A 22,183-nucleotide genomic window follows, 5' to 3' on the forward strand; every position below is an offset into this window, starting at 1 on the left:
CTCACTTAAACGGACAGCTTGCTGAAAGCTGTCCATTTTTTTTATTCAGACCAGTTCATTGAAAAAAATTTTTTTCTGAGAAGAAAGGCATTTACATCTCATCTGTCGAATTACTATCCATCACTTATTAGTACACTGCAAAGCGGCACAGAGATAAATGTGGGAAGGTTTCCATTCCATTATGGAGGGGTATATTTACCATCATAATCATAGGTATTAATATGGCTTCTGCTCGGATGGGGACTTTGAATGAAGGAGGCTTTTAGGATGACTAACGAAAATGAAAGAGAAGACCTTTGTGATGAGTGTTCTTTTCACAAAAAGCTGACGTTTTCAGAAAAAGAAGAGTTATGGCTGTGTGAATCCTGCGCATCGGAAGAATAATAAACAAAAAAGCCGGAATTTTCCGGCTTTTTTGTTTATTGGCCCATCAGACATTTGTGGAAAATGTCCCGCAAATTTTGAATTTCCTCATCTGAAAGCATGCCGAACATGTTTTCAATCTGCTGGTTGATCTGCTTTCTTGCGGAATGGAGCAGTTCCTTTCCTGTCTCTGTTATTTCAAGGTTATAAGCTCTGCGGTCCCTTTCGCTCTGGCACTTTTGCACAAAGCCGTCTTTAATCAGCTTGCTTGTCAGTACGGTAACTCCGCCCGTCGTTATCTGCAGCTGCTCTGCAAGCAGCGAAGGACGCTTGAGCCCTTCTGTCTCGAGAATCTGCAGAATCAGAATATGGGTTTTGGAAAGTCCCACCTGATTCACATGGTTCCAGTCATTCATCCATTTGCGTTCCAGAGAAACAAAAATCTCAAACAGGGAGACGATATTTTCGTTTCTTTTCGTATTCATAGGGGTCATCTCCAGCATGCGTTATACTCTTGTCTGCCTAAGTTTAGCGAGCAGTTCTAAAGGAAGCAGCATTTGTTCCTCAAGAGGATTCTGTTCTTCTCCGTTTTTTTTCAAATCGGTGATCTCATTGTGCAGCCTTTCCATCTTCCGGTCAAGCTCGGCTGCCGATAATGCCGCTTCTCTGAGTTCATCAGTCAAATGTTCGGGTATTGCCTGGTTATATTTATAATAAATTTTATGTTCAAGACTTGCCCAGAAATCCATGGCTATCGTTCGGATTTGAACCTCAACCATCACATTCTCCTGTCTGTCAGACATGAAAACAGGAATTTCTGCCAATAAATGAAGGCTTTGATAGCCATTCTGCTTTGGGTTCTTAATATAATCCTTGCATTCGACGATATGGATGTCTTTCTGGTTTTGAATCATATCGCTGATCTGATAAATATCAGATAAAAACGAGCATGTTATACGAATTCCCGCTATATCTTTCATATTTCTTCTGATTTCTTCCAGTGAAAAAACATAGTTTTTACGGTGCATTTTTTTCATGATGCTTTCAGGCGACTTTAGCCTCGAGCTTACGTGCTCAATAGGGCTGTAATCGTGAATATACTGAAATTCCTGTTTTAAAATATTTATTTTCGTATTCATTTCTTCAAGTGCAAACTTGTAGGACATCATAAAGCGCGTGAGTTCTCTCTTGATGGTCTTAAGCTTCTCTGCACTCATTTCCGGCACTTTAAAATCTTCCACCGTATAAACTCCTTCAGTTAATTTGGAAGCATCGTTTTTGCTTCAAGCAGTCTAAGTAAGTATGCCCTGATATTTCTTGGCAAAAACTTGCGGATTTCATCTTCATTAAATCCTACAAGGAATTTTTTTTCATCCATGACAATCGGGCACCGCAGCAAACCGGGTTTAGACTTAAGAAGCTCAAGTAATTCGTGCATGTGCAAAGAATCGAGGTTAACGTCAAGCTCCTGAAACTGCTTGGACCGGGTTGAGAGAATTTCATCTGTCCCTTCTTCTGTCATACGCAATATCTGTTTAAGTTCCTTCATTGTCAGAGGTTCAGTTAAAAGATTTCTTTCTGTATATAAAATATCGTGCTCTTCCATCCAAAGCTTTGTCTTTCTGCAGGATGAGCAGCTGCATGATGTAAACAACGTAATGGCCATAAATGATTCCTCTCCTTCAAAGATTGATCATAAGTTCCACCTGTTTCTAAAACATGTACGATATATATATCTTACAAGTAAGATATATATAAATCAACTAATAAGCTTTTACTTGTTTGTGTGTTTTTATGCAAGAAAAAAGCCATCACTTAAAAAGGGATGACTTTACAGGCCTTCTGCGGTAGTTTGTTCTAATGGGTTTATCCGGGTATAGAGCCAGAATGGAATCCATCACGCTGTGCCCGCACACCAGACACTTGCTGTCTTCATGCTGCTGCTCACACTTGCATTTAGGACAATGTTTTTGTTCTTCCATAGGATATGCTTCCCTCCTGCTTAGATATCTTTCTTGGTATTATCGGCTGATGTTTTATTTTCTTTACTGCGCCAATCCATTATTAAAAGTGAATACATATACAAAACATTAAATTTCCCGCAAGTGTATTCATAGTGTCTAAGCAGGCCTTCCCTAATAAACCCTTGCCTATGCGTAAGGGTAATGGAAGGTAAGGCAAGGAATCCATACGATCAGCTGAAATCACTGAGTATCTTAATTTACTACGAGGTTATTCGCCATGTTTTTACAATTATCCTTCTTTTTCTCTCTATTTCTAAGTCCTGCTGGTCAAAAAAACGGATTTCCTTCCATCCCAATCCACAATTGCGTTTGTTCAATGTCTCCTGCAAGTGAAACAAGCAAGTCTTCTCTTCCTTTAGGCGCTATAAACTGAACTCCAAGCGGGAGTCCTTGTTTTGTCATATGAGTCGGCACACTCATTGCCGGCTGTCCCGTCAAATTGGCCAGCTGGGTAAACGGCGTGTACGTCAAGCTTTTCAGGAACATGTCATAGACAAATGGAAGATGCTCGTCCTTATTGCGTTCACTGATTTTCAGCAGCGCCTGAATTTCTTCTTCCTTTTGCATTAATTCTCCAATTTCCGGTGCGGCAAAGGCAGTCGCAGGTGTCAGATACAAATCAAACGTCTCATGGAAAGCGGCCATCTGAGCTGCTGCGAAATCCCACTCTGCAAGACTCTTAGAAAATTCGGCCGCTGTTACAGAATGCCCGGCCGTACTCAGAACCCAGGTCACAATGTCCACATCATTTGCCGTAATCGGACGCCCGAGCATCTTCTCCAGGTCAAGAATCGTTGCCGACATCTCTCCATTGTTCATCGTATAATAATTTTCCATCAGCCTGACGCCGTCTATGCCATTCCCGCGTTCCTCTACTTGGTGCCCCTGACCCTCAAGCCAGACGGCCATGCGATGAACGGCCTCTTCTGCTTCGCTGCTTACTTTTGTCCCAACTGGTGACTGGGTCTGAAAAGCAATCCGCAGCGGCTTTTTCATTCCTGATTTAAGAGTGTCCGTATATTTCCCTTCAAACAAAGGCGTATGAAAGGCTGCTTCCGGCTGGATCACCTGCAGGAGATCAAGCATCGCCGCACTGTCCCGCACTGATTTTGTCAGAACAAAATCAATGGATGCCCCGTGCCATTGCCTGCCCACACTTGGCCCGACTGGAGTTCTTCCTCTTGTAGGTTTTAATCCGAAAAGGCCGGTAAAAGAGGCCGGAATCCGGATGGAGCCCCCGCCGTCGCTTGCACCGGCTATCGGCACCATTCCTGATGCCACAGCGGCTGCTGAACCGCCGCTTGAACCTCCGGCTGAAAACTTTGTGTTCCACGGATTTTTAGTCGCACCGTGCAGTTCAGGTTCCGTAATGTTTCTCAAGCCGAATTCCGGTGTGTTTGTATGGCCGATCAAAGTAAAACCTGCTTTTCTTAAGCGCGCGACAAAATGGGAATCTCTTTTCGCTGTATTGTTTGTCAAAAGCTTTGAACCCGCAGTCAGAGGTTCTCCTTCAATAGCCTGTGAAATATCTTTCAGCAGCATCGGAACTCCTGCAAACGGCTGAGAATCAACTTTAAGCTCCTGTATTTCCTTCAGTGCTTTCTCCTGCCTGGTTCGGACAACACCGTTTACTAGCGGATTGACATTGTCAATCTGCTTAAATGCAGCATCTGCCAGTTCCAGAGGGGAAACCTCTCTTTTTTTAACCAATTCTGCAAGGCCGGTTGCATCGAAGGACGCGTATGTATGCAGATCCATCATTTTTATCATCTCCTGTCATTTTCAGCTGTCCGACTCTCATAGTTTTCCTATCAGCTCTTCTGTCTCGCTTCCTTTAAATTCAACATAAAAAGGCTGCATTTCTTCGTTTAAACAATATTCAATTCTCTGCCTGAAATTTTTCCAGGTGACCATTTCAAGCGCCTGCTCAATTGGAAAATACCCCACTTCTAAACTCTCAGAACTTGTCTCGGGCTTTCCTCCAACCGGCTTACCCATAAAAAGTGTATTGCAGATTGAGCGGTCAACATTTTGAAAAACACCGCAGAATTTCGTCACTTCGATGATGATTCCCGATTCTTCCCGGGTTTCTCTGATGGCTGCTGCTTTCAGTGATTCGCCTTCTTCTACTTGTCCCCCGGGAATCTCCCACCCTCTTTTCGGACCTTTTATAAGCAAGATTTCTCTCTTTTCATTAAGTACAATAGTCGCTGCGGAAACAATATGTTTGGGCGGCTGCATCCCGATCCCCCATTCTTTTTAAATTCCAAGCCGGGTCCTATTTTTCTGTCAATTGATACCCGATGGATTCAAGCGCAGTGCTAATATCCTTTGCAAATGAAGCTTTGATCAGATCGAAGCTTCTGTGTCTGTACTGCTCGATTGCAAAATCGGCGGTTACTCCGGTTATAATTGTGTCGGTACCAATTAACTTTAATGCCTCTGTCAGAGTAAAAAGAAGATTTGAAAATAAATCGTCCTGAACGAAGAGTTTTGACAAATCTATGATGAAGCAGGAAATACTGTGAATAGAAGCATTTTCAAGCACATCCGAGATGATTTTTTCTGAGCGGATTTCATCCACCATTCCCTGGAGGGTGAGAATAGATACACCTTCTGTAATTGGGATAATGGGAACACTTAAAAAACCAAGGTCATATTTCGCCCGGTCAAGCTCAATGATGTGCGAGAGCAATTCAGCCATAGAAGAAAGGTATTCAGCATCTTCTGTTGAGAATTCTTTTTCATTCCTGTCCATAACACACAGCGTCCCAAATACGTTTCCGTTCACATCTTTCAGCGTGACACCTAAAAACCCTTTCATCTTAAGGTCCCCAGTAACAGAAAGGTCCTTTGTCATGCTGTATTGCATGAGATTTGTAGTCGTCATCATTCCATTTTCAATAATATGCCTGCAATAGGTGCTGCTGTATTCTACAATGTATCCTTCCGGAATAATTTCTTCTGTATGATTGTAGGAGCTGAGGACGGTTATAGCATTATTCCCTCTCTTCGTCACGTAGGCAACTGGAACATTCAGCCTTTCACAAATCATCGCAAACATTTTTTTTGAGACAGTGCCGAGAGAAGAATAGCCTGACTTCAATTGATCTTTGGCAGTTTTCAAATAAACCCTCCTAAAGGATACAGTGTGGACTCTTTCGATAAGTATAGCATGGAAAACCACCGCTCAACCTTTTCTGGAATGTAAAAAAAAAGAAAAACCAGATGCCGCATTTGCAGCAATCTGGTTTCTGATTAAAGCAGGTATTCATATCTTCTCTCAAGATAATTTTGAAGCAAAGTAAGCAAGGAGCAGATCCCCCAGTAGATAAGTGCGACTAGAATATACATCGTCATATAATCCAGCTCTCTTCCTCCTACAATTTTTGCCTGCTGGAACAGCTCAGGCACCGTAATCATAGCTGCTAAAGAGGAAGCTTTTGTTAAATCGAGGAGCACATTCGACAGAGGCGGAAGCGCTATTCTAAACGCTTGAGGGAGAATGATTCCTCTCATTGTCTGCCAGTACGACATTCCAAGAGAACTTGCTGCTTCCCACTGCCCCTTTTCCACAGATGCAAGTGCTGAGCGGTTGATTTCAGCCATATAGGCAGCACTGTTCAGACTGAAGCCGATCAGGGCTGCGGTAACCGCTGTAAATTCAATCCCGATGATCGGAAATCCGAAATACAGGATAAACAGAATCACCAGAATCGGAACGCCGCGCATAAATGAAATGTAGATTCTCGCAGGCCAGCTGAGGACAGGAGACTTGGACGTTCTTCCTAATGCGAGAAAAAAACCGAGCACCAAGCCAATTCCCATGCTGAGAAGGGAAATAAGCAGCGTGTTCCAGATTCCTTTCATAACAAAAGGAAAGGACTTGACGGCAAGCTCCCAGTCAAAGAGGTATTCCCATTGGATCGCATCCATTGCCGTCACCTGCCGCTACTTAAAATCAGCATCTGTTTCTTTTGAAACATCTGCTCCATCAAAAAATTGCTTTGAGATTTTGGCGATCGTTCCGTCCTCAAGCATTTCGTTCAGTACGGCATCGATTTCTTTTTTAAGCTCGTCATTGTCTTTTTTCATAATGATGCCCTGGCTGACAGGATTGAATTTGATGTCAGGATGAATAGTAATGTTCAAATCCGGAAAAGCAGCAACAGCCAATCGCTGAAGGTAGTAATCATTTAAAATGACATCCGTTCTTCCGGTTGACACATCACGCAAGTACTGATCATTTGTTGCATTGTCATAAATGACTTCCTCAGCTCCGTACTCGCGGGCTACAGCCATATAAGTTGTTGTTGCTTCTCCTGCTGCTTTTTTCCCTTTCAGGTCTTCAAGCGATTTTATGCCGGAAAGGTCATCCTTCCGCACCATAGCTGTCCCGTATGAGTGTTTATAAGGCACTGAGAAGTCAAACTTTTCTTTCCGCTCATCAGTCATCGTAATATCATTTGCAGCAAGATCAACTTTGCCGCTTTGAACAGACGTCAGCATACCGTCAAACGCCATTTCTGAAAATTCAGCTTCGAGATCCATGCGTTTCGCCATTTCTTTGACCACTTCCACTTCAAATCCAGTCAGCTCATTTGTTTCTGAATCATGATAGGAAGCAGGATAAAGTGTGCCGGAAGTTGCTACTTTCAGCTTGCCTTCTTCTTTAATTGTGTCCCAGGCTGTTTTTTCGTCCTGTTTCTCCTGAGAACTGCTGCAGCCGGCAAGCATAAATGCAAATGCCATTATGGCGAAAATGGCGCCTGTTTTATTTAGTGAAAAAATATTCTTCATGCAAATCCACCTTTTTTTCTATAATCCTATAAAAGATAGCATTACAGGATGAAATTCGCAATATTTATGATTGAACGTTACCTTTTTACAGACCGTTCAAGAGCGTACAGATCCTCTTCCATTGACTGCATTCTCTGTTCAACCAGATTTTTCGCATCTTTTACAGCCTGGTTATAAAAATGGGGACCGATGGATTCTTTAATGAATTCAAGCAGGTTTTCAGCGGCAATTTCTCCGATTTCATCTCCATTTTCCTGATAATAATAGCGCTGAATATCTTCAATCATCATCATCTTCTGTTCTTTCGTAAATTGAATAAACAATTTCATCAGCCTTTCCTGTACTAGATTCAAGCCTGAGGATATCAGAAAATAAAGCAGATTGTCAGTCTGTATTTTTCAGAAATTTTATGTACAAGGCAGGATTTCCTCAATGACAGACTCTCCTTCTGTGCCCTCCTCGTCCGTCCACTGCCATTTCTCAAAAAGCCGGATTCTTCCGTCAGGCAGTTTTTCAGGTGCAGAGCAGCAGCGGCCTCCCCTGATCTGATTTTTATCATTAATATGATGATAGCTGAATTCGAGGGACCCGTCTTCCTTTACAAGCCCCATCAGCGAACCTTTCAGGATTTCCCCTCCCTCATATGATCCTGTCAAAATGTTTCCTTCCTGCTTGTAAATAAAAATCGTTCGCGAAGATACTTCTCCATTATCTGAGTTTGATACAGCGGCAAAACGGCGGTTATTGTAATTAATCATGAGCAGCATCCTTTCAGCATGTTTTTGCTATCGTATCATATTTCTTTCGTATTAACTGAATTTTCCGTCTGGATATTTGTATAATAGAGGCACACGTTTTAATAGGGGGAAGCTATGAAAGAAATAGGAACAGGCATCATTGCCTCCATGTTTTTTGCTGTAACGTTTATCTTAAACAGGTCAATGGAGCTTGCTGGAGGCAGCTGGCTCTGGAGTTCATCGCTGAGGTTTTTATTTATGATTCCATTTTTGGTGCTGATTGTTATTCTAAGGAAAAACAGCAGGCAGCTCTTCTCTGAAATGAAGGCGCAGCCCTCTAAGTGGATCCTGTGGAGCTTCACAGGGTTTGTCCTTTTTTATGCACCCATCACATTTGCGGCTGCATACGGGCCCGGCTGGCTTGTAGCGGGTACATGGCAGCTGACCATTGTAGCCGGCACATTGCTTGCCCCGCTTTTTTATGAAAGCACGGGAGGTGTGAAAAACAGGAGGAAAATCCCTCTGCCTGCTCTGCTCTTTTCTGTCATCATTTTTTCAGGAGTCGTTCTCATTCAAATGAAGCATGCATCAGGAGCTGGAAGCTGGGCCCTTTTGGCGGGTGTTCTTCCGGTAGCTGCTGCAGCCCTTGCTTATCCGCTCGGGAACAGGAAGATGATGGAGGTTTGCGGAGGAAGGCTGGATACATTTCAGAGAGTGCTCGGGATGACACTCGCAAGCACTCCGTTTTGGGTCATCCTGGCTGTATGCGGGTATGTTTTCACCGGCCCTCCCTCATCCGCTCAGGTCGTACAATCCTTTATCGTGGCCGTCAGTTCAGGTGTAATCGCAACGACACTTTTTTTCATTGCAACAGACAGGTCACGCCATGATGAAGGCAAGCTTGCATCTGTTGAAGCTACTCAATCAACCCAGGTCCTTTTCGTTCTTGCAGGAGAAATGATCCTTTTTTCAAGTCCATTTCCAGGAGGCATTACCCTTGCCGGGATCGGACTGATTATCGCCGGAATGTTTATGCACAGTTATTTTAATGAAGGCCGTTTGAAAAAAATCTTCTATTCACGTGCAGCTAAAAACCTTTGAAGAGAAAGCCGCTTTGCACCGCTTTTTGCGGTGTTTTTTTTGACTCAATAAACAAAATAATAAATGACAAAATAACTGATAAAGAACAGGCCAGAACCTACTAAGAACGGGCTGACAATCAAATAACTTTCCTCGCGCCTTGGCTGATAGCTTCCTGCCATCGCTGTAAAAACGGAGAACTCAGCATTATTGGACAGGAATCCACCCGAAGAGCTTATGATGAAAGAAATAAACAGAAATATGAAGGAGCCGAAAAACATGGTTTCAGGAAAAGCCGTGTTCCATATAAGAATTGTTCCGGTTATCAATAAAGACTCAATGATTACTGTTAACAAGACAAAAAACAAATATTTTTTCATTTTGCACCCCGCAGTCTTTAAATGACTTTATATACGAAGCGACTTCATTAAAAGTTTCATTTTTCTAAAAATTCACTGCCCAATCCCTGCAGATTTCTCCGATTATCCCTTCCAGTTGATGTACACCGGTATCCGTATTAGTCATTATCACTAAACCTTTTCCTAAAAACGGATATGCCACCATCACACATTGAAAACCTGCTCCCCAGCCAAGTGATGAGATTTCAATTCCCGTTTGGTTTTTATCCAGGAAAACACCAAGCCCAGTCCATTCATTGCATCCCTGGGATTCAATCACTTCCATTGCTTTATTTGCAGAAAGCTTAAGGCTGCCTTCACCTTTAATGGAGTTCATTAGTTCTATCACTAAAAGAGCTAAATCTGCAGGTTTTGTCCACAGCCCTGAAGCTGCAGGAAAAGGATAAACAGGATATTTCCCATGAACAAGATCACCGCTTTTACTGTGACCGCATGAGAAATTCCCTTTTTCTGCGGATGATACAGGCAGATCAAATGTGCTGTCAGACATATTTAATGGACGGAAAATAAAATCATGCACCAGCTTTGTGAAAGGTATGCCGGCAGCGTCCTCTATTACGAGCTGTATAATGCAGTAACCTGCGTCTGAATAGCTGAAGTCGCTCCAAGGTTCATACTTCAGTTCAATTGGAGCTTTACAATAGGGAGTCCTTCCTGCCAATAGCTCTGCTGTCTCAGGGCTGCCTGTCATCGAATTTCGTTCGTAAAAACTATCCGGAGGATCAATTACGCCAGACTGGTGACAAAGTAAATTTCTTAATGTCACTTTTTTCTTACTATTAAATTCATTTCCAGGAACTTTCCATGAAGCGAGTTTTTCATTCACATCTTCATCTAAATCAAGTATGCCTTGTTCTGTAAGTAACATCGCAATTATTGATGTCACAAATTTACTGATCGAACAAGCACTGAAGATCGTATTCCTATTGACCATTTTATCTGTTCCGGCTTCAAGCAAACCGAAACATTCGGTGCTGCTTATTCGGCCTTGATCAATAGATGCCAAGCTTAATCCAGTTATCTGATAATCAGCCATACGTTTTTGAATGTTGACACTTAACGGCTTCACAATAATCCCCCCATAGAAAATACCTCTAATTCCCAATTATACAATACTATCGTAAATACATGTCCTTACCGTGCTGTAAAATGGTTCTTTCCTTGTCCGGGAGACATGCAATCGATGCCAATATCACAGCAGGCACCTCCTTTGCATGGAGATGCCCTTTTTTGACCTTGAAAAGAAAAAATTCATTCTTCTAATAATTAACAATATTTAACCTTGAAAACCGTTTAAAGCTCTGGCTCACGGGTATAAGGTTACCGTAATAAAAATACCGCATTTGCGAGGAGGAATGTGTCCATGACAAATCAAAATGACGGGAAGATGAGCCGCGAGGAAGCCGGAAGAAAAGGCGGGAAGGCAACCGCTGATGCACACGGGAAAGAATTTTTTCAGGAGATCGGCCAAAATGCTTCCGGCCAGCACGGGAATTCAGCAGAGAATCAGGGCAGCTCGAACGGTGATAACAGCACGATGAGCCGAGAAGAAGCAGGTCGTATGGGTGGACAGGCAACCGCAAATTCGCATGACAGTGACTTCTATCAGGAAATTGGCCGTAAGGGCGGTCAAGCCTCTTCGGCACAGAACAGCAATGAAAACCGTGACGAAAAAATGAGCAAAGCAGAAGCAGGACGCATGGGTGGAGAAAAAAGCAGACGGTAAAATATCAGGCACCTCCACTTTCATGGAGATGCCTTTTTTTGACCATTATCAGTCCGTAAGTTTTACATACCCAACCTCTTCAACCAGTTCCTGTCCCTGCGGCCCCTGCATCCACTCAAGGAATGGCTCAATCTGTTTGTTCTGATTGGATTTAAGAGTAATGGCATAAAGAGAAGCGGTAAATGGATAGGTTTCATTGCTGATGTTTTCAGGATCCGGCTTGATCCCGTTTACTCCAAGCAGCTTGATGCCTTCATCTTTCCTCATCCCTGTCGCAAAATAGCGGAAGGAAAAGCCGATGGCATTTTCAACATTTCTGTAATCTGCCACTTGTTCAATAATTCCCCCCATCCCCTGTACCACTTCTTCTTTCAGCGGTTTTTGAATGGGAGTGTTGCCCATAATTTTCTCAAGCAGCGTTTGGCTTCCTGAATTTTTCGGGCGCTGAAAGGGCATGATTTCTTCCTTATTGCCTCCTGCGTCTTCCCAATTGTTGATTTCACCTGAGTAGATTTTCTTTATTTGTTCAACATCCAGGTTTTCCACCGGATTGTCCGGATGAACAAAGAAAACAAATGCTTCTTTCCCAATTGGTGTCATGACAAGCTCTTTGCCGGCCTTTTCAGCCATCATCTGCTGTTCTTTAGAAGGCTCGGCACCAAAGTAAATATCAGCTTCACCGGAAAGCAGCCGCTCATATGCATAGATCGTGTTCGTAAAGCTGACAACCTCTTTCTCAGATGTCATGACGCTGCTGACATTTTTGTAGACTGCGTTCGCAAAAGCAGAATAAACCGGAAAAGCTGCCTCAGCTCCGTCAAGAACTGGCATTTCATCTGAGTTCTCAATGATGAACGTTGATTTACCTTTTAAAGTCGGCAGCTTGTGATAAGGATTGGTTACTTCATAAGGCGTCAAATCTGTAGTCGAATAGCCCCCTCCATGTTCATACCCGTATGTAGGAAGCACTGTTTTGCTTCTTTCAGCATCTATGTAAGTGCCTGCACTTAAGCTGATTACAATAACGGCAAACAGAGTAAATGCTTTCTTTGCAGCAGGAAACAAATGGTTTCGATGATTCCTCAGCATCAAAAGAATGCATGGGATGCTGAATGCCGATCCATATGCAATTGGAGCCCAAAAAAGCGTACTCAGTTCACCAGCGAAAGCTGACATGAAAAATCCCGGTGCATACGGCAAGTGCAAAATCCCATAGATTACCCAGCTGTCGTGTCCGTAAAAGCCTCCGCTGATCCACATAAAGATTGCCCAAAGCATCGCTGTGTACGCAAGCGGAACAAAGGCGAGAAATTCTTGTCCCTGAACACGATTTTTAAACCACCTATACCCAAAAACGAGTCCTCCAAAAGAAAATACTGCTATGGACGAATATAAAATGAAGTGAACACCCGCCATCATAGAAATGACCACCAGCAATGATAAACTAAATGGGATAAGCCCAAAATACAAAATCAGCTTTGCAGCTTTCAATCTTCTTCTCCTCACCTTCCTTTATTTAGTGTAATTTTACACTTTAATCCTATTTTTTACAATATATTTTTTCAGAATTTAAAAAATGCCCTTCATTTCGAAGGACACCGTCATAGTATTTCAGCTTTGTTTTTTTGCGAGTTCTTCTTTGCTGATTAATTCCGAAGCCGGTACATCCAGCACGGTAGAGAGTTTTAAGATGGTCTGCGTGTCAGGGATTTTTTCTCCTGCTTCATACTTTTCAATAGTCTGACGCCCAAGTCTCGCTTTAAAAGCAAGCTCCTCCTGACTCATATTCTTCTGTTCGCGGTAATGCTTTAATTGCTGGTGAAAAGCAGCCATCATCCATTCCTCCCTAAAATCATCCAATTTTATACTTTTAGTGTATCACTGCTGCAGCCATTTGCACCATTGTAAACGTGAACATTATGTTACTAAAATGCACTAATAATATTCCGCTTTAGGGGCAATCTAATTGGGAATAACCAATACAGGAGGTTTACGATGAATAATAAATGGCTAATTCTCATCATGGGTGTCCTTTTTTCAGCGTTTATGATGGCAGGCTGCAATGCAAATGACGACCAGGATCCGGCACCGCCAGAAAACCAGCAGGAAGAAGAGCAGGATCAAATGGATAAAAACAACGAAGATGAACCTGCACCAGGCATGGAAGAAGACGACACAATGATGAAAGACGATGAAAAAGACGCAGATCCGGATCCGGAAGATCCAATTGAAGATCCGGAAGATATGAACGATAAAGACCGTAAAGACGACTGAGTCTGGGAAAAGCCTTCTGCTGAAGGCTTTTTTTGACGGCTGATTTTGGGATGATCAAATGTGGTAATGCTCTTTTGGTGCCCTTTAGTTTGGTCCGGTGGATTTATACGGCAGCATTTTCTCTTTTTGGTGCCCTGTATTTTGGTCCGGTGAATTTACAGGGCAGCATTTTCTCTTTTTGGTACCCTGTATTTTGGTCCGGTGGATTTATAGGGCAGCTTTTCACCTTTTTGATGCCCTGTATTTTGGTCCGGCGGATTTATAGGGCAGCATTTTACCTTTTTGGTGACCTGTACTTTGGTCCGGCTCATTTATAGGACAGCATTTCTCCTTTTTGGTAACATGTATTTTGCTCCGGTCGATTTATACGGCAGCATTTTACCTTTTTGGTGACCTGTACTTTGGTCCGGCTCATTTATAGGACAGCATTTCTCCTTTTTGGTACCATGTATTTTACTCCGGTCGATTTATACGGCAGCATTTCTCCTTTTTGGTGCCCTGTATTTTGGTTCGGCGGATTTATAGGGCAGCATTTTACCTTTTTGGTTACCTGTATTTCCGTCCAGCTGATTTAAAGGGTCCCATTTTCAATTTTTGTGTCTCTGCCAAAACTCTCTCCTCCATCCTCATCCACGCAAAAAAGACAGGGTCTCCCCTGTCTTTTCATCAATCGTGAAAATTGGTTCCGTCTGTTACTGCTTTTACCGTCCCGGTCCGGACAACAAAATCTCCAAAGTGTTCTCCCGGCTCCCGCTCTTTTGCAAATTGGGCAATCAGGACGCGAAGCTCGCTGAGAATTTCTTCTTCTCCGATGTTTTCCCGGTATAATTTGCTCAGGCGGCTGCCGTCGAATGCGGCACCGAGATACATATTGTATTTTCCTGGCGCTTTTCCGATAAAGGCAATTTCGCCGAGGGCGTGGCGGGCGCATCCATTTGGGCAGCCTGTCATGCGAATCGTAATTTCCTCGTTGCGCAGTCCGTTTTCATCCACGATTTCTTCAATTTTATCAATCAGCCTCGGCAAATATCTCTCTGCTTCTGCCATCGCAAGGCCGCATGTTGGAAGAGCCACGCAGGCAATGGAGCTGCGGCGCAGTGCAGAATAGTGTTTGCCGTCTGTTAAGCTGTACTTCTCCATCAGATCATTTATTTTTTTCTTTTGCTGAGAAGAAACGTTTGAAATGATCAGGTTTTGATTTGGCGTCAGACGAATGTCGCCTTTCAGCACCTTTGCAATTTCGCGCAGGCCAGTCATCAGCGGGTACCCGTCGTAGTCAGCGATGCGGCCCCCTTCTACAAACAGCGTGAAATGCCATTTGCTATTCCCGCCTTTTACCCAGCCATAGCTGTCGCCATTGCTGTCAAAACGGAAGTCTTTTGCTGCGCCGAGACTGTAGCCAAGACGGCTCTCAAGTTCTTCTTTCACATTTTGAAGACCTAAGCGGTCGACCGTATATTTGAAACGGGCATATTTCCTGACAGACCTGTTTCCGTAATCACGCTGAATGGTAATAATCTTTTCAGCCACATCAACAATTTTGTCCGGTGCGACAAAACCGATTACTTTTCCAAGCTGCGGGTAGGTAGCCTTGTCACCGTGGGACATCCCCATGCCGCCGCCAATGACAACATTGAAGCCTGAGAGCTTATTATCTTCAACAATAGCGATAAACCCAAGGTCCTGCGAGTAGACATCAATATCATTTGACGGAGGTACAGCAATCCCGATTTTAAATTTTCTCGGCAGATAAAGCGGGCCGTACATTGGCTCGAGTTCTTCTGCATCGGGTGTGCCTGCCACCTTTTCTTCATCAAGCCAGATCTCATGATAGGCTCTAGTGCGCGGAAGAAGGTCATCGCTCAGTTTTCTTGAGAGTTCATACACCTCGGCATGAAGCTCAGATTGATAAGGGTTGACATTGCACATGACGTTTCTGTTTACATCTCCGCAGGCTGCAATCGTATCCAGCATGGAAGAATGGATTTCCTGAATCGTCTTTTTCATGTTCCATTTCAGAATCCCGTGCATCTGGAATGTCTGGCGGGTTGTCAGCTTAAGCGTTCCGTTTCCGTATTTTTGGGCAAGCTCATCCATGACCAGCCATTGGTCGGGTTTTGCTACTCCTCCCGCCATGCGTACGCGGAGCATAAACTGATAGGCAGGCTCAAGCTTTTGCTTCTGGCGTTCGTTCCGAAGATCCCGGTCATCCTGAAGATAACTGCCGTGGTGCTTCATCAGGCGATTATCATCGTCAGGGATGCCGGCGGAAATGCGTTCCTGCATCACTTCTGAAAGTGTCCCGCGCAGATAATTGCTTCGCTGTTTAATATCTTCTACATCACTAGGAGGGCCTTCAGGCGCACTCAGTACTTTATTTGACATGATGGTATCCCCTTTCAATCGTTCTCAATAGACGTCGCGCTGATAGCGTTTTTGCTGCTGCATGCCGGCAAGAACTTCTTCCGCTGCCGCGCGGCTCATGCCGCCCTCATTTTCAATAATGCTGATAAGCGTGCTGTGAACATCATGGGCCATGTGTTTTTCATCTCCGCAGATGTAAACATAAGCCCCTTCTTTCATCCATGCGTACAGCTCTCTGCTTTGCTCAAGCATACGGTGCTGAACATACACTTTTTCTGCTGTATCCCTTGAAAAAGCGACATCCATCCGTGTCAAATTTCCATTCTCAAGAGCCTTCTGCCATTCCGTCTGATAAAGGAAGTCTGTGACGAAGTGCTGATCGCCAAAGAACAGCCATGACTTCCCGCCTGCTCCTGTTTCTTCTCTTTCCTGAATGAAAGAACGGAACGGGGCGATGCCTGTTCCGGGTCCAACCATAATAATCGGGACGTCAGGATTTTCAGGCAGCTTAAAATTCTGGTTCTTCTGTATGTAAACAGGCAGGGTGTCGCCGGGCTGAAGCCGCTCGGCTGTTAAAATGGAGCAAACCCCGCTGCGCTTTCGTCCGTGTGTTTCATATCTGACTGCACCGATGGTCAAGTGCACTTCATCGGGATTTGCCTTCAGACTGCTCGCAATAGAATAAAGGCGCGCCGGCATTTTGCGAAGGTTTTGAACAAACTCCTCTGCAGATGCACTCCAAGGACCAAAATCTTCAATCAGATCAACAAGATCGCGGCCTTCAATGTACGCTTTCAGCTGATCTTCATTTCCTGGTGAAACAAGCTCCTTTAGCCCGCTGTGTTCCGAAATGCCCGCCAGTTTTTCTAAAAGCGGCTTTGAAAGCACGGTAATTTCAAAATGAGTCAAAAGGGCGTTCCGCAAAGACAGACGATTTCCATGTTTATTGATCGTCACACTGATTTCTGGATCCCAGTTCGTTTTTTCAAGCAAAAGATCAACAAGCACCGGATCATTCTCAGGAAAAATGCCAAGGCTGTCACCCGGTTCATATGTAAGACCTGAGCCTTCAAGGTACAATTCAAGGTGGCGGGTTTCTTTATTTGACCCGCGGCCATTTAAATTAATGTTTTCAAGTACTTCAGCACGGAAAGGATTTGTGCGCGAGTAGGAAGACGGCTGCGCTGACTCAGCAGACACTTCAGCAGCAGGAGCCGTATTGTCCCCCTGCGTTTCTTTTAAACTAGTAATCACACCACTGATCCATTCTGCAGCCGGCTCATCAAAATCAAGATCGCAATCGGTACGCGGATAGATTCTCGTCCCGCCCAGTTCTTCAAGCTTCTGATCAAAATCTTTGCCGGTCTGGCAGAAAAATTCATACGAACTGTCACCCAGGGACAGGACGGAAAAATTCATGCCCTCAAGCTTAGGTGCCCTTCTTCCATGTAAAAACTCATAGAATGAGAGGGCATTGTCAGGAGGTGTCCCCTCACCGTGGGTGCTGACGACAATCAAGAGGTTTTTTTCTTTTTTCAGCTGATTCGGTTTATAATCGTTCATAGAAGAAATGGTTACCTGAAAGCCTTGTTCGGACAGTGTTTTTGCTGCGTTTTCAGCAAGACTCTGAGCATTTCCCGTCTGTGAGCCGTAGAGAACCGTTATTTCTTTTGAAGCGGATGCGCTTTGAACAGGTGAAGCCTCTCCTGCATTAGGCGCCAAAACGCCAATAGGTCCAGCAGCCTGTGCGGCTGTCAAATATCCCGTCAGCCAGATCTTCTGGGTTTCTGATAATGTTGGCAGAAGGCGGTTAAGAAGCTCTGCCTGCTCCTGATTAAACGGACTGTTACTTACCTGAAGTTGCAACGATACCCACCTCGCAAACGTATTTAGAACTGCCAATATAATTAACCCTATACGCAAAGTCGGTTTTATGACTCTGCTTTAATAAACCTATAGATAAAAATACTATTTCTACTTTACCTGAAAACAGAAAATTAGTAAAATACATTTAATTTATGAAGATTATTAAGATTTCTAATGATAAGGTGGCTTTCTATTTTGTCCTATGATGCTTTGAAAACGTTTGTCACTCTTGCAGAGGTGAAAAACTTTACGAAAACGGCAGAAACGCTCCGCATGTCCCAGCCGAGCGTCAGTCTTCATATCAAAAATCTTGAAAAAGAATTTCAGACAAAGCTTTTTCTTCGGTCTCCCAAGTTTCTGCAGATTACTCCAACCGGTGAAATCCTGTATGACCGTGCAAAACGACTGATTTCTTTATATGAACAATCCAAACAGGATATTCTCGAACACCAGAATGCCATCCGCGGGGAATTGAAGATTGGCGCAAGCTTTACAATTGGAGAGTATATCCTCCCTTCCCTGCTGCTTGATCTGCAAAAAGATTATCCGGAACTTGAACTGGAGGTCCTGATCGGCAACACAGAGGAAATTGTACAGAGTGTGCGCATGCATGGTGTCGATATTGGTCTCATTGAAGGTCAAACGAACGAGAGTGAGCTTTCCGTCCACCCGTTTATGCAGGATGAGCTTTTTATCGTTGCCTCCCTGGATCATGAGCTGGCTTCAAAGAAAGAGGTCACTTTTGCTGATTTGCACAACCAGCCGTGGGTTACCCGCGAAGTCGGTTCCGGTACACGGGAGTATTTAAACCATGTGATACGGACGAACGGCCTCAAAGTAAAATCACTGCTTACCATCAGCAGCAATCAGGGAATAAAAGAAACGCTCATGAACGGAACGGGCCTGTCCTTTCTTTCAAGAAGCGTCATTGAACGGGATGTTGCCAATAAGGACCTTTCGATTATTCATATGAAAAATCAGCGGTTTACAAGGACCCTTTCCTACCTGTACTCGCCGGTCATTGAAGATAAGAAGATTGTAAAAACGTTTATTGATTCACTTAAGAAAAAGTGGCCGGATGAGATCAGTCTGGCAAAAGAATAACGGGGAATTAAAAGGACAGGAATTCGAGTTTTACGCCATACAAAAAGGCCCAGCATGTCTGGGCCTTTTTTGCTACTTCTTCTTTTTCTTGAAAAACAAAGCAGCTATAAGACTCAGCACACAGCTGAGCATAAGTGTCATTGTAAAATAAAGCGTCAGCAGCACATCATTCAGATCTTTGTCATTTCCCTGCAAAAAGGTTGGAATGACGTATACAAGAGCTGCTAAAATGGCGAGTGTCACAGGCGGTATAAACCTTCTGGTATAAGGCAGTTTCATTGTAAGAAAGACCGAAGCCGCCATCACCAGAAGCGGAAGGCCTATGCGTATAAAATTTGACATGAGTTCAGAATCCACTTGTACACCCTCCTTTCTGTTAATTAGGTTCAACGTGTACATGTACATTGTACACTTCATGCTTCTTCATTAAAATCGTTTCGACTTTAGTTGAAATATCATGGGCATCACGGATATCAAGGTTGGAATTCACCAGGATCACAATGTCTACTACTGTATTGTTTCCATAATTTCTTGCCTTAATTTCCTTTACCCCCTTTACCCCATACAGAGAGAGAGCCGTTTCTTTAAAAGCTTCTATTTCCTCTTCGTCAAATCCATCCGTCAAATGGTGCGAAGCTTCCCTGAAAATATCCCATGCCGTTTTGCAGATCAGTAATCCGACGATGACGGCTGCAGCCGGATCCAGCCATGGAAGGGAGAATTGAGAGCCGATAATGCCAACCGCAATCCCGATACTGACCCATGCATCTGACAAATTATCTTTCGCAGCCGCATTTACTGCCTGGCTGTTAATTTTTTCTCCAAGGCGTTTATTGTAGCGGTAAACAAGATACATAACAGCAGCACAGAATAAACCGGTCCATGCCGAGATCATGTCCGGTGATTCCTGTTTTCCTTCAAACACAGACAAAACAGCCCCGTACAATACTTGAAGTCCGACAGCCATCATGATGAAGGATGCCACAAGCGAAGCAACGGTCTCTGCTTTCCAGTGGCCGTAAGGATGATCCTTGTCGGCAGGCTTCTGTGACAGCCGCAGCCCTATCAGCACAGCGACTGAAGCCACGATGTCTGTTGCATTGTTTAACCCGTCCGCTTTAAGTGCTTCGGAGTCCGCTGAATATCCAATCAGCAATTTCAGAGCCGATAAGCACAGGTATGCAGCAATGCTGATGATTGCTCCCCGCTCGCCTCTTTTTAAGTCCGCATATTTTTGTTGTTCCATCTATTGAACCTCCGCGTTTTCATTCCTTGAACATCTTACCAGTCAAGGTTTGAGTGAGTCTACAGCAACCTTTTTTCGCGGTTCAACAAGAGTAACAAATGTCTAAAAAAGTTTGCTCAGACAAACTTTTCTTCTTGTACGCATCTATTTATTTCGTAAGCCGAAAGAACTTTCTCAAATCTAGGCAAAAGGTTGTCAATCCTTTTTAATTCCAATATTTTTCTGAACCTATAGCGCCATTTCTGTCAAAAAACAAGGAATCCCCTCTTTTATTGCAGAAAATTCTGATTGTTGAATCAAAAAAATGAAGAGGTGAGCGTATTTGAAGAAGAGAACATTCGTTAAAGCAGCAGGTACAGCATTGATGGCGGCTGCACTCGTATTTCCGCAGCCAGGCAGTTTCGCACCGCCTTCACCAGCTGCAGCAGAAACGCTTGAGACACAAGGATTTATAAGCTATGCAGAGCTCCAGAAAAAACTGAGACAGTTAGAACAGACAAGCGGAGGAAAAATTTCAGTTGATGTTGCCGGATATACCAACCAGGGACGGGAAATCTACACAGCCAGGGTTGGCACCGGAGAGAAAGTGCTTCTTGTTCAAAGTGAAATTCACGGCAATGAAAAGACCGGTACAGTGGCGCTTTTGAACATCCTTCAAAAAATCGGCTCAAGCAATTCGGAGGCAGCTAAGAAAATACGTGAAGAGATGACGATTGTTGCCATTCCGATGATGAATGCAGATGCATCTGAGCTCGACCGCCGCGGAAATGACCTGAGCTGGTCGGAGGTGACGGAGCGCTTCCCGCAATTAAGCTCAGCAACCCCTTCCTGGAATTACTATACAAGGGTTCTCCAGGGTGATGACTATGGAGCGAATCCGGGATTCGATGTAAACCGGGACTTCCACCCGGATTTAGATTATGTACCTGCTGCTTCAGACTTTCCCGGAGCTTCCAACAAACCCGGCTGGTACATCACGCCAGAGGCTCAGACTGTCAGAGACGTATATAAAGATCTGATGGCGGAATTCGGAAAAGTGGATGTCTTTATGGACATGCATCATCAGGGCTTCCCGTATGTCGGGGATACAGGTGAAGTCGCTACTATGTCCATTTCCGCGCAATTTGTACCAGATCCGGCAACTCCTGAAGGAGAAAAATATGCCCAATATGCTAATGGGTACGATTATGATTTTTCAAGACAGCTGAATGTTGCCGTCTATGATGCCCTGCAGGCAAAAGGAGATTCCGTATTTACAAACATTTCACTTTACCAGCAGGATCTCGACCTTCCTGGAACAGCACTTGGCTCCTTTGCATTAAACGGAAGCGGAACCGTTCTTTTTGAAGTCAAAGGCCAAACACAGAACTTTGGTCAAAAACAAAAAGGCATGCTAGTTAAAACAGTTGAAACCGGATTAATGGGTGTAATTAACGGCGTAACTGACGGCAGCGTTTACTCTCTCGATCCTGAAAAATATGAAGAAATTCCGGAATCCACTTATTAATATATAAAAAAGAAAAATCCGAACTTTTCGTTATGAAGTTCGGATTTTTTTATTTGTAAACGGGATTTGATTCCCGCGTTGTATGTTTATGACCCTTTAGCTCACTCAGCCCTGCATGAAGGGCTATTTCATGGCTTCTTATGACCCTTCAGCTCACTCAGTCCTGCATGAAGGGTTATTTCATGGCTTCTTATGACCCTTCAACTCTCTCAGCCCTGCATGAAGGGTTATTTCATGGCTTCTTATGACCCTTCAGCTCGCACAAACTTGTATGAAGGGTTATTTCACGCCTGCTTATGACCCTTCAGCTCGCACAAACTTGTATGAAGGGTTATTTCACGCCTGCTTATAACCCTTCAGCTCACTCAGCCCTGCATGAAGGGTTAAATCATGGCTTCTTATGACCCTTCAGCTCGCACAGCCCTTCATGAAGGGTTAAATCGTGGCTTCTTATGACACTTCAGCTCACTCAGCCCTGCGTGAAAGGTTATTTTACGCCTGCTTATGACCCTTCAGCTCTCACAGCCCTGCATGAAGGGTTAAATCATGGCTTCTTATGACCCTTCAGCTCGCACAGCCCTTCATGAAGGGTTAAATCGTGGCTTCTTATGACACTTCAGCTCACTCAGTCCCTGCATGAATGGTACTTTCTCAGCACCCATGCCCTGCAGCC

Annotated in this window: 23 protein-coding genes; 5 read left to right on the forward strand and 18 right to left on the reverse strand. The window is 43.9% G+C overall.

All coding sequences use genetic code 11. The annotated features are described in order from the left end of the window. Nucleotides 1–419: 419 nt before the first annotated feature. From ACTSEZ_RS07100 to ACTSEZ_RS07150, 11 genes are all read right to left on the reverse strand, one after another. The gene (locus tag ACTSEZ_RS07100; RefSeq protein WP_369733471.1) at nt 420–848 is read right to left on the reverse strand and encodes a MarR family winged helix-turn-helix transcriptional regulator; all 429 of its coding nucleotides are present in this window, start codon (nt 846–848) and stop codon (nt 420–422) included. Nucleotides 849–869: 21 nt separating this feature from the next. Next, nucleotides 870–1,580, reverse strand: a complete 711-nt coding sequence (locus tag ACTSEZ_RS07105) for a GTP pyrophosphokinase (RefSeq protein WP_369734071.1) — start codon at nt 1,578–1,580, stop codon at nt 870–872. A gap of 41 nt (nt 1,581–1,621) precedes the next feature. After that, complete coding sequence (gene spx / locus ACTSEZ_RS07110; protein ID WP_369733472.1) at nt 1,622–2,029, reverse strand: transcriptional regulator Spx; 408 nt, start codon at nt 2,027–2,029, stop codon at nt 1,622–1,624. Nucleotides 2,030–2,174: 145 nt separating this feature from the next. Continuing rightward, nucleotides 2,175–2,345 carry a hypothetical protein gene (locus ACTSEZ_RS07115; RefSeq protein WP_369733474.1) on the reverse strand — a complete coding sequence of 57 codons (171 nt, stop codon included), beginning with the start codon at nt 2,343–2,345 and terminating at the stop codon, nt 2,175–2,177. Nucleotides 2,346–2,654: 309 nt separating this feature from the next. Continuing rightward, complete coding sequence (locus ACTSEZ_RS07120; RefSeq protein WP_369734072.1) at nt 2,655–4,145, reverse strand: amidase; 1,491 nt, start codon at nt 4,143–4,145, stop codon at nt 2,655–2,657. 39 nt (nt 4,146–4,184) lie between these two features. Continuing rightward, nucleotides 4,185–4,628, reverse strand: a complete 444-nt coding sequence (locus tag ACTSEZ_RS07125) for an NUDIX hydrolase (protein WP_369733476.1) — start codon at nt 4,626–4,628, stop codon at nt 4,185–4,187. Between the two features lie 37 nt (nt 4,629–4,665). Next, nucleotides 4,666–5,514 carry a GAF domain-containing protein gene (locus ACTSEZ_RS07130; RefSeq protein ID WP_369733477.1) on the reverse strand — a complete coding sequence of 283 codons (849 nt, stop codon included), beginning with the start codon at nt 5,512–5,514 and terminating at the stop codon, nt 4,666–4,668. A 131-nt stretch (nt 5,515–5,645) separates the two neighbouring features. Continuing rightward, nucleotides 5,646–6,323, reverse strand: coding sequence for an amino acid ABC transporter permease (locus ACTSEZ_RS07135; RefSeq protein WP_369733478.1), 678 nt, complete (start codon nt 6,321–6,323; stop codon nt 5,646–5,648). Nucleotides 6,324–6,338: 15 nt separating this feature from the next. Continuing rightward, entirely contained in the window at nt 6,339–7,124 is a 786-nt protein-coding gene (locus ACTSEZ_RS07140) for a transporter substrate-binding domain-containing protein (RefSeq protein ID WP_369734073.1), read from the reverse strand. Nucleotides 7,125–7,264: 140 nt separating this feature from the next. Continuing rightward, a complete protein-coding gene (locus ACTSEZ_RS07145; RefSeq protein ID WP_369733479.1) occupies nt 7,265–7,516 on the reverse strand; it encodes a DUF2164 domain-containing protein in 252 nt (83 codons plus the stop codon). Nucleotides 7,517–7,594: 78 nt separating this feature from the next. After that, nucleotides 7,595–7,945 (reverse strand): avidin-fold protein, encoded by a 351-nt coding sequence (locus ACTSEZ_RS07150; protein ID WP_369733480.1) that lies wholly within the window; start codon nt 7,943–7,945, stop codon nt 7,595–7,597. A 114-nt stretch (nt 7,946–8,059) separates the two neighbouring features. Here ACTSEZ_RS07150 and ACTSEZ_RS07155 point away from each other — a divergent pair, with 114 nt between their 5' ends. Then, a complete protein-coding gene (locus tag ACTSEZ_RS07155; protein WP_369733481.1) occupies nt 8,060–9,025 on the forward strand; it encodes a DMT family transporter in 966 nt (321 codons plus the stop codon). Between the two features lie 423 nt (nt 9,026–9,448). On the opposite strand, the gene ACTSEZ_RS07160 is transcribed toward ACTSEZ_RS07155, so the two are convergent. After that, nucleotides 9,449–10,492, reverse strand: coding sequence for a serine hydrolase domain-containing protein (locus tag ACTSEZ_RS07160; protein ID WP_369733482.1), 1,044 nt, complete (start codon nt 10,490–10,492; stop codon nt 9,449–9,451). Between the two features lie 294 nt (nt 10,493–10,786). Here ACTSEZ_RS07160 and ACTSEZ_RS07165 point away from each other — a divergent pair, with 294 nt between their 5' ends. Further along, nucleotides 10,787–11,149: a KGG domain-containing protein gene (locus ACTSEZ_RS07165; RefSeq protein WP_369733483.1), complete on the forward strand. Its 363-nt coding sequence runs from the start codon at nt 10,787–10,789 to the stop codon at nt 11,147–11,149. Nucleotides 11,150–11,197: 48 nt separating this feature from the next. On the opposite strand, the gene ACTSEZ_RS07170 is transcribed toward ACTSEZ_RS07165, so the two are convergent. Continuing rightward, a complete protein-coding gene (locus ACTSEZ_RS07170; RefSeq protein WP_369733484.1) occupies nt 11,198–12,640 on the reverse strand; it encodes a PstS family phosphate ABC transporter substrate-binding protein in 1,443 nt (480 codons plus the stop codon). A 120-nt stretch (nt 12,641–12,760) separates the two neighbouring features. Next, nucleotides 12,761–12,982, reverse strand: a complete 222-nt coding sequence (locus ACTSEZ_RS07175) for a helix-turn-helix domain-containing protein (RefSeq protein ID WP_369733485.1) — start codon at nt 12,980–12,982, stop codon at nt 12,761–12,763. Between the two features lie 162 nt (nt 12,983–13,144). Between ACTSEZ_RS07175 and ACTSEZ_RS07180 the strand changes: the two genes are divergently transcribed. After that, entirely contained in the window at nt 13,145–13,423 is a 279-nt protein-coding gene (locus ACTSEZ_RS07180) for a hypothetical protein (RefSeq protein WP_369733486.1), read from the forward strand. A gap of 666 nt (nt 13,424–14,089) precedes the next feature. On the opposite strand, the gene cysI is transcribed toward ACTSEZ_RS07180, so the two are convergent. Next, entirely contained in the window at nt 14,090–15,808 is a 1,719-nt protein-coding gene (gene cysI / locus ACTSEZ_RS07185; protein ID WP_369733487.1) for an assimilatory sulfite reductase (NADPH) hemoprotein subunit, read from the reverse strand. Between the two features lie 24 nt (nt 15,809–15,832). Then, nucleotides 15,833–17,653: an assimilatory sulfite reductase (NADPH) flavoprotein subunit gene (locus ACTSEZ_RS07190; RefSeq protein WP_369733488.1), complete on the reverse strand. Its 1,821-nt coding sequence runs from the start codon at nt 17,651–17,653 to the stop codon at nt 15,833–15,835. Nucleotides 17,654–17,848: 195 nt separating this feature from the next. Between ACTSEZ_RS07190 and ACTSEZ_RS07195 the strand changes: the two genes are divergently transcribed. Further along, entirely contained in the window at nt 17,849–18,757 is a 909-nt protein-coding gene (locus ACTSEZ_RS07195) for a LysR family transcriptional regulator (protein WP_369733489.1), read from the forward strand. Nucleotides 18,758–18,829: 72 nt separating this feature from the next. Here ACTSEZ_RS07195 and ACTSEZ_RS07200 read toward each other — a convergent pair whose 3' ends face one another. Beyond that, nucleotides 18,830–19,114, reverse strand: coding sequence for a hypothetical protein (locus ACTSEZ_RS07200; protein WP_369733490.1), 285 nt, complete (start codon nt 19,112–19,114; stop codon nt 18,830–18,832). 19 nt (nt 19,115–19,133) lie between these two features. After that, nucleotides 19,134–20,003: a cation diffusion facilitator family transporter gene (locus tag ACTSEZ_RS07205; protein WP_369733491.1), complete on the reverse strand. Its 870-nt coding sequence runs from the start codon at nt 20,001–20,003 to the stop codon at nt 19,134–19,136. Between the two features lie 364 nt (nt 20,004–20,367). On the opposite strand from ACTSEZ_RS07205, the gene ACTSEZ_RS07210 reads away from it, so the two are divergent. After that, nucleotides 20,368–21,510: a M14 family zinc carboxypeptidase gene (locus ACTSEZ_RS07210; protein WP_369734074.1), complete on the forward strand. Its 1,143-nt coding sequence runs from the start codon at nt 20,368–20,370 to the stop codon at nt 21,508–21,510. The last annotated feature ends 673 nt before the right edge of the window (nt 21,511–22,183 follow it).

Origin of the sequence: Metabacillus mesotrionivorans, from assembly GCF_052171315.1 — a bacterium.
Taxonomy (GTDB): domain Bacteria; phylum Bacillota; class Bacilli; order Bacillales; family Bacillaceae; genus Bacillus_P.